We start from the raw sequence: 15,173 nt of genomic DNA, 5'->3' as shown, positions 1-15,173 counted from the left end.
GCCGTGTACAAGCTCAGCTTTTTTGTTCCGGCCAGTCATGTCGAAGACGTGAAGAGCGCCGTATTCGCCGCCGGTGGCGGACGGATCGGTGCTTACGATCACTGCGCATGGCAGGTGTTGGGCCTGGGTCAGTTTCGTCCACTGGACGGCAGCCAGCCGTTCATTGGGCAAGCGGGGCAGGTCGAACAGGTCGAGGAATGGAAGGTCGAGCTGGTGGTGGCGGATGAGTTGATTCGCTCGGTGGTGGCGGCTTTGAAACAGAGTCATCCCTACGAGACGCCGGCTTATGAAGTGTGGCGGTTGGAGGATTTCTGATCTTCCTGGCTGCTGAAATGAGAAACCCGCTGAAAGAGATTTCAGCGGGTTTTTTGTTGGACGTGATAATAGGTGACTGGCGCCGATTACGGCGCTGGCGTCAGGGGAACGTCTGCCTTGAGTGCTTCGATCAGCATGTTTTGGTACTCGAAGTGTCGTGTCGACAGGTCCCAGCGGTCGATAAAGAACAATCCGTTATCGTCCACCTGAATCGGTGTGGAAACAATTTCACCGCTGCGGGAGCGGTGCAACAGGTTGGTCTCGGCAGCCGAGGGGCGTTCGATCAGGAAGTGCCCCGCCTGGCGTAATCTTGACCTGTCGACAGGTGCAAAGGGCGCGGGAACTCGTTGCCGGGCGTTGCTGACTTCCAGTTTGAAGTCACTGCGTATCGCCCTCCAGCCAGGCCCCGTGAGATCGGTTTCCCAGTACCCGAGGTGAATGCCTCTGGACAGTGACGGCGCGCAATCCCTGACATGCAGGCTGACCGTGCTCAGGATTTCGGCCAGTCCCGATGCGCCTTGGTAGTTATTGGTGTGGGCGCTGCCGATGAAGGCAATCCACTTATGGGGGCCGTGTGCCGCCTGGTCGGCCAGGATGACCCGGGAAGCGAAGTAGTTGAACATCTGGTTGCGGGCTTTTTCCGGATCAGGCAAGCCCTTGAGGTGATAGCTGGCGGTACAGTCCAGCGCCCTGATGCGGATGCCATATTTGTTGGCGGCCTGGATGACTTCCGAGTAGTTGTCAGAGCCATTGTAGAACGGCATATGTCCCCGATCCTGGGCTTTCAGGTAGGCCTTGAGGTTGTCGGGAAACCGCTGGGTTTGATGGAATACCTCCAGTTCAGCCTGGTGCAGGTCGGTGAGCAGGTGTTCGACGTAGAGCGTCTTGTAGCCCTGCTGCTTCAACTGCTTCATCTGCTTTATCAGAAATGCCTTGCTCGACTCTGCCGAGTGAGCCTCGCCAATCACCAACCCCGGCAGGCGGCTTTCGCTGATTTGTTTCAGGAACGACTCGGGCGTGGTGCTGGTGCTGATCGTTGGCAACGTTGGCCTGGCAGGCGGAACATAGTCGGCAAAGAAGCTCTTGGCATTGGTATTCAAGTTTCTGCGTAGCTTGATGAATTCAGAGAACGCTTCAGCTCGCGTTGGCTGGGACGGTGCGTAGCGAGAGTCCAGGCCGCGCGGTTGGTCGCTCATGCGGGCGATCTCATCTCTTAGCGACGGTGCAATATCGAAGTCGTTGAAATGGCCAGTGCTGACGACGGATGTAGAGGCAGCCGCCGAGATGGGTTCGGGTGTCTTGTACGGTGTTTGCAGGGTCATGTGGTAGTCACCTTTGGCGAGTGCATCACCTGGTATCTTGCCGGGGGTGTCTGACCAGATGCCCACCGGTTGATTCAGGCCGACGTCTTCGATGCGCAGCGCAACCGCATTGGTCAAGTCAGCCAGGCCAGGTGTCCCGTTGTATGTGGTCATGCGCGAGCGATCGACCAGGGCGATCCAGCGTTCGTGCGGTGCATCGGCCATGTCGGCTTCAATGACTTTGTGCGAGTAGTAGTTTCTCAGGCTGTTGGGCTGGGGCGTGGTCGGCGAGCTATCGCCCATGAGCAGGACATCGTCCAGTCGATAGGAGGTCGAGGCGTCCAGCGCCTTGATTTGCACGCCTTTTTCCCTGGCCTTGCGTACGAGGGCCAAGTAAGAGTACTCGGCGTCTTTTGCGATGCCGAAGGACCGGTCTATGGCCTTCAAATGTTCTTTGATGTGCCGCCATGATTTCCCTTGGTTGAACTTTTCAAGCTTGAACTTGAAAACATCCCCTGGCAGGAACTCCACATACAGGCGCTTGAAACCTTGCTCGACCAGGGCATTCATGTTGGTAATCAGTGCCTGCTTGCTGGCGATGGAGCCTGGCACGGCACCGATGACCAGGTTCCTGTTGCCGGCAAAGGTATCGTTGACGATCAGTCGGGCCAGCGGGGTACTGGCCTCTACGGCAGGCACGGTGGCGCGAGCGGGCAACGTGTCGAGGTAGAGGAAGAAGTTGTCCGCGTCCTTGGTCAGGCGTTCGATCTGTTGCAGGTAAACCGTGCGTAACGAACGCAGTTCATTGGCGGCACTGCCCAGCACGGTGTCGACTAGACCCTGGTCAATATCGGCTGCCTGGCTGATCATGAGCGCCCGCATCTGCGGGTCCATGACCGGCTCAAGCCTGCTCCAGTACTTCTGTGGCATCCCATAGTCTTTTGACGGTCCGGGGGTTTCAGGCACTGTTTCATATTTCGGCGCGCCGCCGGAAACTCCGGTGCGGGTCCAGATGCCCTCGGCGTTCGGTGCGGCCAGGCGCGTGGTCGAGACCCATTTGCCGCTGACCGGGTCATGGCGATACAGCAAGTAGCGACCGATCACATCCGGGGTCTTCGGCGCCCAGAGCACCTCGCCGTTGAACAACACAGGCTGCATGCCTGCAGGTGCCGGGGGGGCGGTTTCCAGCTGGCTGATCAGCTTCATCGCCCGGCCTTGCTCGGTGCTGGCAACTGCCAGGCGCACGGATTTGCCGATGGGTTTGAACGAGTGCAGGACCGGACGCAGGTCGGTGAAGAGGGCGCCGGCGCTGTTGAACAGATACCCGGCGAAGTGCTCAAGGGCGGCCGAGGTGTCGCCCTGGTTGTACGCATGCAGGGCGAGCATGCCGTCCTTGAAGGCCAGTAGCAGGCCAACACTCAGACTCAGAACCGGGAAAGGCGCAGTGGCGATGGCGGCCACGAACTCCACGCACGTCCAGAGCATGCTGGTGATCATCTGAGTGCGGTTAGTGGTGGTGGCGGTCACTTCGTCGATCTTGCGTTGCAGCTTCATGTTGTACAGCAAACGGCGCAGGTCAAGCACCGGAGACAGTGCCCGGGTCGAGTCGTAACGTGGGGGGCTGGGGGTGGTTTTATCCAGGTCCTCAGGCAGCCCTTGTTTGGCGGCCTCCAGAAATGCCTGGATCCGGCCCCGGGATTGAACATCGACACGCAGGGTGAGGTAGCGGATGAAGTCGGGGAGTTTTTTCAGCAGGTAATTGAACTGCCTGGCCTCGCGAAAGGTGATGCCGTCGGGGGCATGGGGCGTATAGAGCAGCACCGGGTTGTCAGCGTGGCTGAACAGGTAGGTGTCGATGACCCATTCGCCGTCGACCAGCAGGCGATGGATGGCGTAGTTGCCGCGAGTCTCCAGCGACGTGTCGCCCATACTGGCGATGCAGCGCTCAAGCCATTGCAGGTCAACTCCGGCGATGTGTCCTTGCAGGCGACACTCCAATGCGGCACTGAGCATCTGTCGTTGAGTAATGGCCAGCACCGCATTGCGCCTGAAAGTAAACGCCGGGCTGCCCGGGTCCAGCAACTCGGCCTTGACCTTGTCGACGTAGCGCTGGCCAATCCAGACGCCGGTGACCGAGCGCGCGACGGCTTCTGGATTGGCGTTCAGGGTGCTCAGGTCAACGCCTTGCGGGCCCCTGTACCTTGCCGAGCGGGAGAATTTTTCGTCGAGAAAACCGACGCCATCGGCGTAGCCATCACGGTAGAGCTGGGTATACGTCATGGGCGCCGGTGTCCGGGTGCCGAGTGCGGAGGGTGAATAGGCCCATACGGTGTCCGGGTCGACATCGTTCTGACGGCGACCCAGCAGTTGGTTCAAGCGCTCCCTGGCCTTTTCATGCAGGTAGGCATCGAAGCTTTGGAAGCGGGCTTCGGACTGTGGAGGGTCGTTGTAGGTCTGCAAGCTGCCTTCTGCATCCCCGGCCAGGGTCGAGAGTCTTCGCCTGACATCAATGGTGGCTGAGCGATACCAACTCGGCGTATTGAATTCGTAGTTATCGATACGTGTGGCGAGTACATGATCAGCCATCGATTTCAGGCTCTGGCGATAGTTGCCAGCGTTGAACGTGATCTTGTTGTAATCCTGGGCGTGAAACTTCAGGCTCAGACCGCTCAAGAGGTGCTTCATCGAGTTGCGAAGGCGCAGTGGTACCTGGCGGATCAAGTAGTCGGTCATGGTGCCGGGTGGGGCCTTGAGGCCGTTGTCCAGGGTCCAGCCGAGGATGTGTTGCTGGCACGCAAGCTCGCTGTCGAACACCTGGAACTGGTGCTCTTGTGGTGCCTCGGGGGTGCAGAGCAGCACGCGGTTGACCGTCCCCTTGGCATCGGTCTGGCGCATCATCCAGAGGTCCTGAAGTTGCGCACCGTGCAGCGACAGGACGCTGGCGCCCAGGGTGGCCGCGCTCAGTCGCGCATCGGTACCCTGGCGCAGGCGCTGGATCGCCTGGTAGTCGTCTTCGCGAATGTGGCCTTGCAGGAAGGCGGTGTAGGCCAGGGCGTTGATCCGCTGGTCGAGCATCTGCTCGATGGCGCTGCTGAACTCGGGCCGGGCGTGCAGTTCTCGTTGCACCTGTGCAAAGTCGAACCGAGGTTGCAGGGTCATCAACTGTTGCACGATCCACGCTGGGGTCAGGTCTTGGTACGCATCGGGCAAGGGCGCTCCGTTATACGTAAAGGTGGTCTTCGTCAGAAAGTCGCAGCCAGGCAGTTCGTCGCCGGTATGCAGGCCCCGCAAGGCCAGGTCGATCAGGTTGCGATTGTGTTCATAGTGGCCGACGCTGGGCACAAGCCGTTGGGTTTTGACCTGTAGGTGCTCCGGGTTCAGGTCGTGAATCTCCAGGTCATCGCTCAACCGCTCCAGCCATTGAAAACGGGCCAGGGCTTGGGGGGTCGCGGCGGGGCCCAACAGATCGAGCAGGTGTTGGCGTGCCTGGTTGTAACTGGCCAGATGTTCAGCCAGCGTGGCCCGGTGTGCCTCGCTCGCGCTGCGATACCAATCGGGTGCGCTGTAGCGCAGCAACCGTTCGAGCAGGCGTTGGGCGCGCAGTTCCAGACGGGCACCGAGGTCGGGCAGGGCGCTGCGGATCGCGCGGTCGAGGGCCGCGATCAATTGGGCAGGGTCGTGCTGCGGGTTGTCCACCAGGCTCAGGGCCCGGTCGATATCCTGGGTGCGCTTGGCGATCAGTGCACCGACGGTGTGTTCGAACAACGGCTGGTCGTCGATGGGTGATAGTTCCAGGGGCCAGATTCCGGCGGGGCTCAAGGCGTGGTAGCGCGTGGGCAACCTGTCGATGAACTCACTGCGCCCGCTGGCGTGCTCCATGTTTTGCCGCAAGTGGGTGTTGAGTTCGGCCAGGGTGTTGAACGATTCGATCCCTCGCGCAGGTGTGAACAGCAAGACTTGGCCGACGTCCTGCGCGCTCATCAGGTCGTTGACCACAACGCTGTTTTTTTCTGTGGCGACAAAGGCACCGGCCAGCTCGACCTGTTGCGCCTGGTAACTGAACTGCAAGGCGTACAGGCCTGGACGCAAGCTTGGGGGCAGCGCCACGCTTTCGAGCATCGTGCCTTCTTGTGGGTGCAGCAGGCGATCCTGGACGCCGAGCCTGGCCTCATGCTCCAGGGCGGTGAACCCGGCTTCGAAGGTCATGTAGGATTTGAGTGACCTGCCATCGATCTGCCCACGCAGGTCCATGTCCATCAGATGCGTGTTCAAGGTGCTCTTGAGAGTGGTGAGCAGAGTCTGGCCTTCCGAGGTTTTCAGGTCGTTGTTGGCTAATCCTTGATAGTGGGTTTTGGCCTTGCTCAGGAACTGTTCCCGGTAGCGCTTGAGGATGCCGTCCAGGCGTTCCAGGTAGCGTTGTTCGGCTGTGGGTTTATGGTCGGGCAGCAGTGGGGTTTGGGCGTTGAGCAGGTGATGGCCGATTTGGTTGAGGTAGCCTTTGATTTCTTCAAAAGACGGTGGGGGGGTGGGTGTGCTCATGGAAACGGTCTCAGTCGGTAGAAAGAGCCGGCAGCATGGCGAGGGAGAGGGAGGAGGTGGTGGTACATATGTATGCCACGATTTGGCGGGAGTATCGCGATACATGCTGGGAGCCTGCTCGCGATAACGGCTTGTCAATCACAGACTCGGGGTTGGTTTGAAGTGGTATTAGAGGTGGGGATTTTGAAGGCAAGGATCGCAGCCTGCGGCAGCTCCTACGGAATTGGTATCAACTCCGTAGGAGCTGCCGCAGGCTGCGATCTTTTTAATTTATTTTTTCGGGCGACCAACGGTCGTGAGGGATTACGGGCGGATTTCGATCATCGTGCCGTCGGGCACCAGGTTCCAGACTTCGCGCATGTCCATGTTGCGCATGGCGATGCAGCCGTCAGTCCAGTCCAGGGTGTGGAACAGGTCTTCCGGGGTGTCTTCGCTGTCCGGGGTGCCGTGGATCATGATCATGCCGCCGGGCTCGACGCCTTCACGACGGGCGCGGGCCGAGTCGCTGATGTTCGGGTAGGAAACGTGCATCGCCAGGTTGAAGCGGTCGCTGACCTTGCGCCAGTCGACCCAGTAGAAACCTTCCGGGGTGCGCTTGTCGCCTTCCATCAGCTTGGGCCCCTTGGGACGCTTGCCCAGGGAAATGCGATAGGTCTTGAGCGGCTTGCCGTCATTGATCAATTGCAATTGATGGGAAGACTTGAGAATCAGGATCTTCTCGATGACCTTGCCGTCCAGGGTTTCCATGGCAGAAGCCTGGGACACCGTGACAAACGACAAACAGAACAGGGCAAGCAACCAGCGCATTGAAACGATTCCCCAGGAGGTGTCGCGACTATTTATGTATAGAAGTTTTTGCAGGAGCTGCCGCAGGCTCGTGCCGCGTTCGGGCGATCTTTCGGCGCCTTTGTGTGATGCCGAGATGACATCAGATAATGGCAGGCTGAGCAAGTGGCGGGATCGATTCAGACCGAACGGGATAGACCTCGGTCCGCCGGTCAGCGAAGAAGCATTCTAAGGTACGACCCACCGTGCGGAAAGCCAGCTCATCCCATGGAATGTCCGCTTCGTCGAATAGTTGCACTTCCAGGCTCTCGGGGCCGGCAGAGAAGTCCAGGTCCGCCAGTTCGGCCCGGAAGAACACATGCACCTGGCTGATGTGTGGCACGTCGATCAGGGTATAGATGCTCAGGTTGCGCACCCGGGCGCAGGCTTCCTCGGCGGTTTCGCGAATGGCTGCCTGCTCGATGGTTTCGCCGTTCTCCATGAAACCGGCGGGCAGGGTCCAGTAGCCGCGACGTGGCTCGATGGCCCGTCGGCACAGCAACACCCGGGTGCCCCAAGTCGCCACGCAGCCGGCGACGATGTTGGGGTTCTGGTAGTGAATGGCCTGACAGCTGTCGCAGACAAAACGCAGGCGCGAATCGCCTTCGGGAATGCGCTGGGTCACCGGGTTACCGCACTGGCTGCAAAATTTCATGCTGGGGTTCCTGAATGCTGCGCCTATCTTGGCGTGCGGCAGTGTCTGTCGGCAAGTTGTCGTTTCGCGACATGGGGCTGCTGCGGGGGTTGGGCGACCGCAGCGATTGGTGCATGATGCCGGGTAGGGCACAGATCGAGAACACTCATGCTGGACGAGCTACTGCATCGGGTTAGTAACCACACACCACGCACACTGGAGACCGACCGTCGTTTTCCCGAGGCCGCGGTGCTGGTGCCCATCACCCGCAGTGACGAGCCTGAGCTGGTGTTGACCCTGCGTGCCAGCGGCCTGTCGACCCATGGCGGCGAAGTTGCCTTTCCCGGCGGGCGTCGTGACCCTGAAGACCCGGACCTGATTTTCACCGCCCTGCGTGAAGCCGAAGAAGAGATCGGCCTGCCGCCGGGGCTGGTCGAGGTGATCGGCCCGCTCAGCCCGCTGATCAGCCTGCATGGCATCCAGGTCACGCCCTATGTCGGGGTGATCCCGGATTTTGTCGAATACCGGGCCAACGATGCCGAGATTGCCGCGGTGTTCAGCGTGCCCCTGGAGTTCTTCCGCAAAGACCCCCGCGAACATACCCATCGCATCGATTATCAGGGCCACAGCTGGTACGTGCCGAGCTATCGCTATGGTGAATACAAGATCTGGGGGCTGACGGCGATCATGATCGTCGAGTTGATCAACCTGCTGTATGACGCCAAAATCAGCCTGCATCAGCCTCCCAAAAGCTTTATCGATACCTGAAGCCATCGTTCGAATGGCCAAAAAGCCCGCCTGAGCCTTGAGGAAACACAGATGAAATACCGCCTGGGCGACGCCCGCGTCGAAACCCATCCACAGAGCTGGGTCGCACCCAATGCCGTGCTGGTGGGCAAGGTCAAGCTGGAAGAGGGCGCCAACGTCTGGTTCAACGCCGTATTGCGTGGCGACAACGAGTTGATCCTGATCGGCAAGAACAGCAACGTCCAGGACGGCACCGTGATGCACACCGACATGGGCTACCCGCTGACCATCGGCACTGGCGTGACCATCGGCCATAACGCCATGCTCCACGGCTGCACCGTCGGCGACTACAGCCTGATCGGGATCAACGCGGTGATTCTCAATGGCGCGAAGATCGGCAAGAACTGCATCATCGGCGCCAACTCGCTGATCGGCGAAGGCAAGGAGATTCCGGACGGATCGCTGGTCATGGGCTCACCGGGCAAGGTGGTGCGCGAACTGACCGAGCCGCAAATCAAGATGTTGGAAGCCAGCGCTGCTCACTACGTGCACAACTCGCAGCGTTATGCCCGCGATCTGGCCGAGCAGGAACAATGACCACCACCGAACGCCCGGTGGCATCGCCCTGCGTGAGCATTTGTGCGCTGGACGACGATGATATCTGCACCGGTTGCCAACGCACGGTGGAGGAGATTACCCGCTGGAGCCGCATGGACAACGACGAGCGGCGCAAGGTGCTGGGGTTGTGTCATGAGCGGGCCAAGGCCAGCGGGTTGATCTGGATGCTCCCTTCCAAATCCGATAGCTGAATTCGCCCCGGAACAAGCTCGCTCCTACATGGGAATGCGGTCGACTGTGGGAGCGAGCCTGCTCGCGATGGACTCAAGAACACCGCGGGGAACCAGACTCCCCGCGTTATCGTTCACGCCCATCGCGAGCAGGCTCGCTCCTACAGTATCCTGTGCGTCAAATTGCCAGGTATTTCCCGCCCATGCTCTTCCTGATCGCCTACATCAGCAGCGTCGTGCTGATCAACTATGCCTTTTCCACCGCACCGGACCTGGACATCATCTGGTCGGCCTGGGGCGGGCTGGTGTTTGTGTTGCGCGACATGGTGCAAGCCCGTTTCGGGCATGGCGCCCTCGTGGCGATGCTGGCGGCACTGGTGTTGTCCTATGTCACCTCTGATCCGTCCATCGCTCTGGCCAGCGCCACGGCCTTCGCGGTTTCCGAGTGCATCGACTGGCTGGTGTTCAGCATCACCAAACGTGCGCTGCATGATCGCCTGTGGATAAGTTCGGCCCTGAGTATTCCCCTCGATACCTTTATCTTTTTCGGCATGATCGATGCCCTGATGCCGGGGGTGATCCTCACCGCCCTGGGTTCGAAGTTCGCCGGGGTCACCGCCGTGTGGCTGATCATGGCCTGGCGCCTGCGCAAACAGGCTGTCGTCAGCTGAAGTTCATGTAAAATGCCGCGCTTTCTCCCCATGGGAAGCGCGCTTCCCTCGATGATCCGCTCCTTGAGGACCTTCAGATGACCCGTATCGGAACTCCATTGTCGCCCACCGCGACCCGCGTATTGATGTGTGGCTGTGGCGAGTTGGGCAAGGAAGTGGTGATCGAGCTGCAACGCCTGGGCGTTGAAGTGATTGCCGTGGACCGCTACGCCAATGCGCCGGCCATGCAGGTGGCGCACCGCAGCCACGTGATCAACATGCTCGATGGTGCGGCCTTGCGCGCCGTGATCGAAGCCGAGAAGCCGCACTTCATCGTGCCGGAAATCGAAGCCATCGCCACCGCTACCCTGGTGGAACTGGAGGCCGAAGGTTTCAACGTGATCCCGACTGCCCGCGCCGCGCAATTGACCATGAACCGCGAAGGCATCCGTCGCCTGGCCGCTGAAGAACTGGACCTGCCAACCTCGCCGTACCATTTCGCCGACACCTTCGAGGACTACAGCAAAGCCGTCGAAGACCTCGGTTTCCCGTGTGTGGTCAAGCCGGTCATGAGTTCCTCGGGCAAGGGCCAGAGCCTGTTGCGCAGCGTCGATGACGTGCAGAAAGCCTGGGACTACGCCCAGGAAGGTGGCCGTGCCGGTAAAGGTCGGGTGATCATCGAAGGCTTCATCGATTTCGACTACGAAATCACCCTGCTGACCGTGCGCCACGTCGGCGGCACCACCTTCTGCGCGCCGGTCGGCCACCGTCAGGAGAAGGGCGACTATCAGGAGTCCTGGCAGCCGCAAGCCATGAGCCCGATTGCCCTGGCTGAATCCGAACGTGTCGCCAAAGCCGTGACCGAAGCCCTGGGTGGCCGTGGTCTGTTCGGTGTCGAGCTGTTCATAAAAGGTGATCAGGTGTGGTTCAGCGAAGTCTCGCCGCGCCCGCACGACACCGGCCTGGTCACCCTGATCTCCCAGGACCTGTCGCAGTTCGCCCTGCACGCTCGGGCCATTCTCGGTCTGCCGATTCCGTTAATCCGTCAGTTCGGGCCTTCGGCCTCGGCGGTGATCCTGGTGGAAGGGCAGTCGACCCAGACCGCTTTCGCCAACCTGGGTGCGGCCTTGAGCGAGCCGGATACCGCGCTGCGCCTGTTCGGCAAGCCTGAAGTCAACGGTCAACGCCGCATGGGCGTGGCCCTGGCCCGCGACGAATCGATCGAAACCGCCCGCGCCAAGGCGACCCGTGCTTCGCAGGCGGTTGTCGTAGAACTGTAAAAACAGCTATGGCGGGCCTATACCTTCTATAGGCTCGCCACATTTCACTGTAGGAGCGAGCCTGCTCGCGATGGTCGTTAACGATAACGCGGGGAGTCTGGTTCCCCGCGGTGCTCTTGAGTCCATCGCGAGCAGGCTCGCTCCTACAGGTCATTCTTCAGGCCTGTACCCCATGAATTCGCAAAGCATCATCGTGCCGAAAATCTCCACCCTGCCGGTGCACGAGCCTCGGGCCCGGGCGATTGTGCGCTGGCTGGTGCGCAAGAACATCATCGAGGAGGAGCTGACCACTTGCGGCCGCACCGGCAATCGCATGGCCCACGCCATCGCCGACGGTGCCCGCGCAGTGGTCCTGCACCCCGAAGCCCTGCCGTTCGGCGAGCCGATCAATGGCCTGGAGATCATCACCAAGCGCTGCATCTATACGCCAGCCAAGGGTTTCCTTGAAGAAGCGGGCTGCGCCGAGTGCCGCAAGGAAGTCGGTGAAGCCCTGTTCGAAAGCCTGGAAGACTGGATGCCGGGGCGCACCGACAACTTCACCTGCCCCGAATGCGGGCATGAAGACGACATCAACGGCTTCCTGTTCCTGCAGGAATGCGGCTTCTCCAACCTCGGCTTCATCTTCAATAATTGGGCCGAAGCCGGGTTCAAGCAGAGTTTTATCGATGAATTCGCCGATTGGCTCGATCAGCCGGTCAGCTGGGTGAAAGTCGAACTTTGAACACTGCATCCCCTGTAGGAGCTGCCGCAGGCTGCGATCTTTTGATGTTGATTTTTAAAAAACAAGATCAAAAGATCGCAGCCTGCGGCAGCTCCTACAGGGGCGATATGTTCCGTATATCTATAAGGTCGATAATAGATAGAGTTTTACATTGAACCCGAGGGGGTGTCCGACTATAATGGCGCGCTTCCATTTTCCCGCTCGGGAGCCCCCGCGATGCTGCGTATCAGCCAAGAAGCTCTGACATTCGACGACATTCTCCTAGTGCCCGGTTATTCCGAGGTGCTTCCTAACGAAGTCAGTCTCAAGACCCGCCTTACCCGTGGCATCGAGCTGAATATTCCACTGGTTTCCGCTGCCATGGACACCGTCACTGAAGCCCGTCTGGCAATCGCCATGGCTCAGGAAGGTGGTATCGGTATCATCCACAAGAACATGACCATCGAGCAGCAAGCTGCCGAAGTCCGCAAGGTCAAGCGTTACGAAGCCGGTGTGGTCAAGGACCCGATCACCATCGTCGCCGACGCCACCGTGCGCGAGTTGTTCGAACTGACCCGCATGCACAACATCTCCGGCGTTCCGGTGCTGCACAATGGCGACCTGGTCGGCATTGTCACCTCCCGTGACGTGCGTTTCGAGAACCGTCTGGAAGCCACTGTCCGTGAAGTGATGACGCCTAAAGAGCGTCTGGTCACGGTCAAGGAAGGCGCCGACAAGAACGATGTGCGTGAACTGCTGCACAAGCACCGCATCGAGCGCGTGCTGATCGTCGACGACAAGTTCGCCCTCAAGGGCATGATGACCGTCAACGACATCGAAAAAGCCAAGGCTTACCCGCTGGCCAGCAAGGACGATCAAGGTCGTCTGCGTGTTGGCGCAGCAGTCGGCACCGGTAAAGACACCGGTGACCGCGTTGCCGCGCTGGTCGCTGCTGGCGTTGACGTGGTGGTAGTCGACACCGCTCACGGTCACTCCAAGGGCGTGATCGACCGCGTTCGCTGGGTCAAGCAGAATTTCCCTGAAGTGCAGGTCATCGGCGGCAACATCGCCACCGGCGCTGCCGCCAAGGCCCTGGCCGAAGCTGGCGCTGACGCAGTCAAGGTCGGTATCGGCCCTGGCTCGATCTGCACCACCCGTATCGTCGCCGGTGTCGGCGTGCCGCAAATCAGTGCCATCGCCAACGTTGCCGCTGCCCTTGAAGGCACTGGCGTACCGTTGATCGCCGACGGCGGCATCCGTTTCTCCGGTGACCTGTCCAAGGCCATCGTAGCCGGTGCTTCCTGCGTGATGATGGGCTCGATGTTCGCCGGTACTGAAGAAGCGCCAGGCGAGATCGAACTGTTCCAGGGTCGCTCGTACAAGGCTTACCGCGGCATGGGTTCGCTGGGCGCCATGTCCCAGGCCCAGGGTTCCTCCGACCGCTACTTCCAGGACTCCTCGGCAGGCGCCGAGAAGCTGGTTCCGGAAGGTATCGAAGGGCGTGTTCCGTACAAGGGAACCCTGAGCGCCATCATCCATCAGCTGATGGGCGGCCTGCGTTCATCGATGGGCTACACCGGTAGCGCCGACATCGAAGAGATGCGCACCAAGCCTGAGTTCGTGCGGATCACCGGCGCCGGCATGGCCGAATCCCACGTTCACGACGTGCAGATCACCAAGGAAGCGCCAAACTACCGCGTAGGTTGAGCCTTCAAGCAACAAGCTAAGCAACCGGGGCTGTTTTATTCAGCCCCGAGTTGTTTCTGAATCACGACTGTTTCCGAATTTTTTAGACGAGACTGAATCATGGCCCTCGACATTCACGCTCACCGCATCCTGATCCTCGACTTCGGTTCCCAGTACACCCAACTGATCGCCCGCCGCGTGCGTGAAATCGGCGTGTACTGCGAACTGCACCCGTTCGATATGGACGAAGATGCGATCCGCGAATTCGCTCCTAAAGGCGTCATCCTCGCCGGCGGCCCGGAGTCGGTTCACGAAGCCAACAGCCCGCGCTGCCCGCAAGCCGTTTTCGATCTGGGCGTGCCGGTCTTCGGTATCTGCTACGGCATGCAGACCATGGCCGAGCAACTGGGTGGCAAGGTTGAAGGTTCCGAGCTGCGTGAGTTCGGTTATGCCCGCGTAGACGTGGTCGGCAAGAGCCGCCTGCTCGATGGCATCGAAGACCACATCGACGCCGACGGCCTGTTCGGCCTCGACGTGTGGATGAGCCACGGTGACAAGGTCACCCGCATGCCGGAAGACTTCCATATCCTGGCCAGCACCCCGAGCTGCCCGATCGCCGGCATGTTCAGCGACGAGCGTCGCTATTACGGCGTGCAGTTCCACCCGGAAGTGACCCACACCAAGCAGGGCGGTCGCATCCTGTCGCGCTTCATCCTCGACATCTGCGAGTGCGAAGCACTCTGGACCCCGTCGAAGATCGCTGAAGACGCCATCGCCCAGGTTCGCGCCCAGGTTGGCACCGACAACGTCCTGCTCGGCCTGTCCGGCGGCGTGGACTCGTCTGTGGTTGCCGCACTGCTGCACAAGGCCATCGGCGACCAGCTGACTTGCGTATTCGTCGACAACGGCTTGCTGCGCCTGCACGAAGGCGAGCAAGTGATGGCCATGTTCGCCGAGAACATGGGCGTCAAGGTGATCCGCGCCAACGCCGAAGAGCAGTTCCTGGGCAACCTGGCCGGCGAAGCCGACCCGGAGAAGAAACGCAAGATCATCGGCCGTACCTTCATCGACGTGTTCGATGCCGAATCCTGCAAGCTGGACAACATCAAGTACTTGGCCCAGGGCACCATCTACCCGGACGTGATCGAGTCGGCTGGCGCGAAAAGCGGCAAGGCCCACGTGATCAAGTCGCACCACAACGTGGGCGGCTTGCCGGAAGAAATGAACCTCAAGCTGGTTGAACCCCTGCGCGAGCTGTTCAAGGACGAAGTCCGTCGTCTGGGCCTGGAACTGGGCTTGCCATACGACATGGTCTACCGTCACCCGTTCCCGGGCCCGGGCCTGGGCGTGCGCATCCTCGGCGAAGTGAAGAAGGAATACGCCGACCTGCTGCGCCGCGCCGACCACATCTTCATCGAAGAACTGCGCAAGGCCGACTGGTACCACAAGGTCAGCCAAGCGTTCGTGGTGTTTCAGCCGGTGAAATCGGTTGGCGTGGTTGGCGATGGCCGTCGTTACGCCTGGGTCGTGGCCCTGCGTGCCGTGGAAACCATCGACTTCATGACCGCGCGTTGGGCACACCTGCCTTACGAACTGCTGGAAACTGTCAGCGGCCGCATCATCAATGAAATCGAAGGCATCTCCCGCGTTACTTACGACGTGTCGAGCAAGCCGCCGGCGACGATTGAGTGGGAGTGATCCTGCACAA

The 15,173-nt window shown here is 60.3% G+C and carries 12 protein-coding genes; 9 read left to right on the top strand and 3 right to left on the bottom strand.

Going from position 1 to position 15,173, the window contains the following annotated elements; translation table 11 throughout:
• Positions 1-3 precede the first annotated feature (3 nt).
• A complete protein-coding gene (locus AC1DKH_RS19830) occupies positions 4-315 on the top strand; it encodes a YqfO family protein (protein ID WP_108216541.1) in 312 nt (103 codons plus the stop codon).
• A gap of 86 nt (positions 316-401) precedes the next feature.
• Here the strand turns inward: AC1DKH_RS19830 and AC1DKH_RS19825 are convergent, their stop codons facing one another.
• From AC1DKH_RS19825 to AC1DKH_RS19815, 3 genes are all read right to left on the bottom strand, one after another.
• Complete coding sequence (locus AC1DKH_RS19825; protein WP_477799033.1) at positions 402-6,155, bottom strand: membrane-targeted effector domain-containing toxin; 5,754 nt, start codon at positions 6,153-6,155, stop codon at positions 402-404.
• A 303-nt stretch (positions 6,156-6,458) separates the two neighbouring features.
• On the bottom strand, positions 6,459-6,962 hold the full coding sequence (locus AC1DKH_RS19820) for a L,D-transpeptidase family protein (RefSeq protein WP_477799032.1): 504 nt from the start codon (positions 6,960-6,962) through the stop codon (positions 6,459-6,461).
• Between the two features lie 121 nt (positions 6,963-7,083).
• Positions 7,084-7,635, bottom strand: a complete 552-nt coding sequence (locus AC1DKH_RS19815) for an NUDIX hydrolase (protein WP_477753510.1) — start codon at positions 7,633-7,635, stop codon at positions 7,084-7,086.
• Between the two features lie 147 nt (positions 7,636-7,782).
• Between AC1DKH_RS19815 and AC1DKH_RS19810 the strand changes: the two genes are divergently transcribed.
• The 8 genes from AC1DKH_RS19810 to guaA all read left to right on the top strand — a co-directional run bounded on the left by AC1DKH_RS19810 (position 7,783) and on the right by guaA (position 15,163).
• Complete coding sequence (locus AC1DKH_RS19810) at positions 7,783-8,382, top strand: CoA pyrophosphatase (RefSeq protein ID WP_477799031.1); 600 nt, start codon at positions 7,783-7,785, stop codon at positions 8,380-8,382.
• Positions 8,383-8,433: 51 nt separating this feature from the next.
• On the top strand, positions 8,434-8,958 hold the full coding sequence (locus AC1DKH_RS19805) for a gamma carbonic anhydrase family protein (protein ID WP_151213897.1): 525 nt from the start codon (positions 8,434-8,436) through the stop codon (positions 8,956-8,958).
• Complete coding sequence (locus AC1DKH_RS19800) at positions 8,955-9,170, top strand: DUF1289 domain-containing protein (RefSeq protein ID WP_477799030.1); 216 nt, start codon at positions 8,955-8,957, stop codon at positions 9,168-9,170. Before AC1DKH_RS19805 ends, AC1DKH_RS19800 begins: the two co-directional genes overlap by 4 nt.
• A gap of 182 nt (positions 9,171-9,352) precedes the next feature.
• A complete protein-coding gene (locus AC1DKH_RS19795) occupies positions 9,353-9,820 on the top strand; it encodes a preQ0 transporter (protein ID WP_477799029.1) in 468 nt (155 codons plus the stop codon).
• A 77-nt stretch (positions 9,821-9,897) separates the two neighbouring features.
• Positions 9,898-11,079: a formate-dependent phosphoribosylglycinamide formyltransferase gene (purT, locus tag AC1DKH_RS19790; RefSeq protein WP_477753505.1), complete on the top strand. Its 1,182-nt coding sequence runs from the start codon at positions 9,898-9,900 to the stop codon at positions 11,077-11,079.
• Positions 11,080-11,251: 172 nt separating this feature from the next.
• Complete coding sequence (locus AC1DKH_RS19785; RefSeq protein ID WP_477799028.1) at positions 11,252-11,800, top strand: sugar ABC transporter ATPase; 549 nt, start codon at positions 11,252-11,254, stop codon at positions 11,798-11,800.
• Between the two features lie 216 nt (positions 11,801-12,016).
• A complete protein-coding gene (guaB, locus tag AC1DKH_RS19780) occupies positions 12,017-13,486 on the top strand; it encodes an IMP dehydrogenase (RefSeq protein ID WP_008053208.1) in 1,470 nt (489 codons plus the stop codon).
• A gap of 99 nt (positions 13,487-13,585) precedes the next feature.
• Positions 13,586-15,163: a glutamine-hydrolyzing GMP synthase gene (gene guaA / locus AC1DKH_RS19775; RefSeq protein ID WP_008053207.1), complete on the top strand. Its 1,578-nt coding sequence runs from the start codon at positions 13,586-13,588 to the stop codon at positions 15,161-15,163.
• Positions 15,164-15,173: the final 10 nt, after the last annotated feature.

It is taken from the genome of Pseudomonas sp. 05L36, assembly GCF_056398125.1.
Note: the sequence above shows the minus strand (reverse complement) of the source record. Positions and strands in the feature narration are given on the sequence as shown.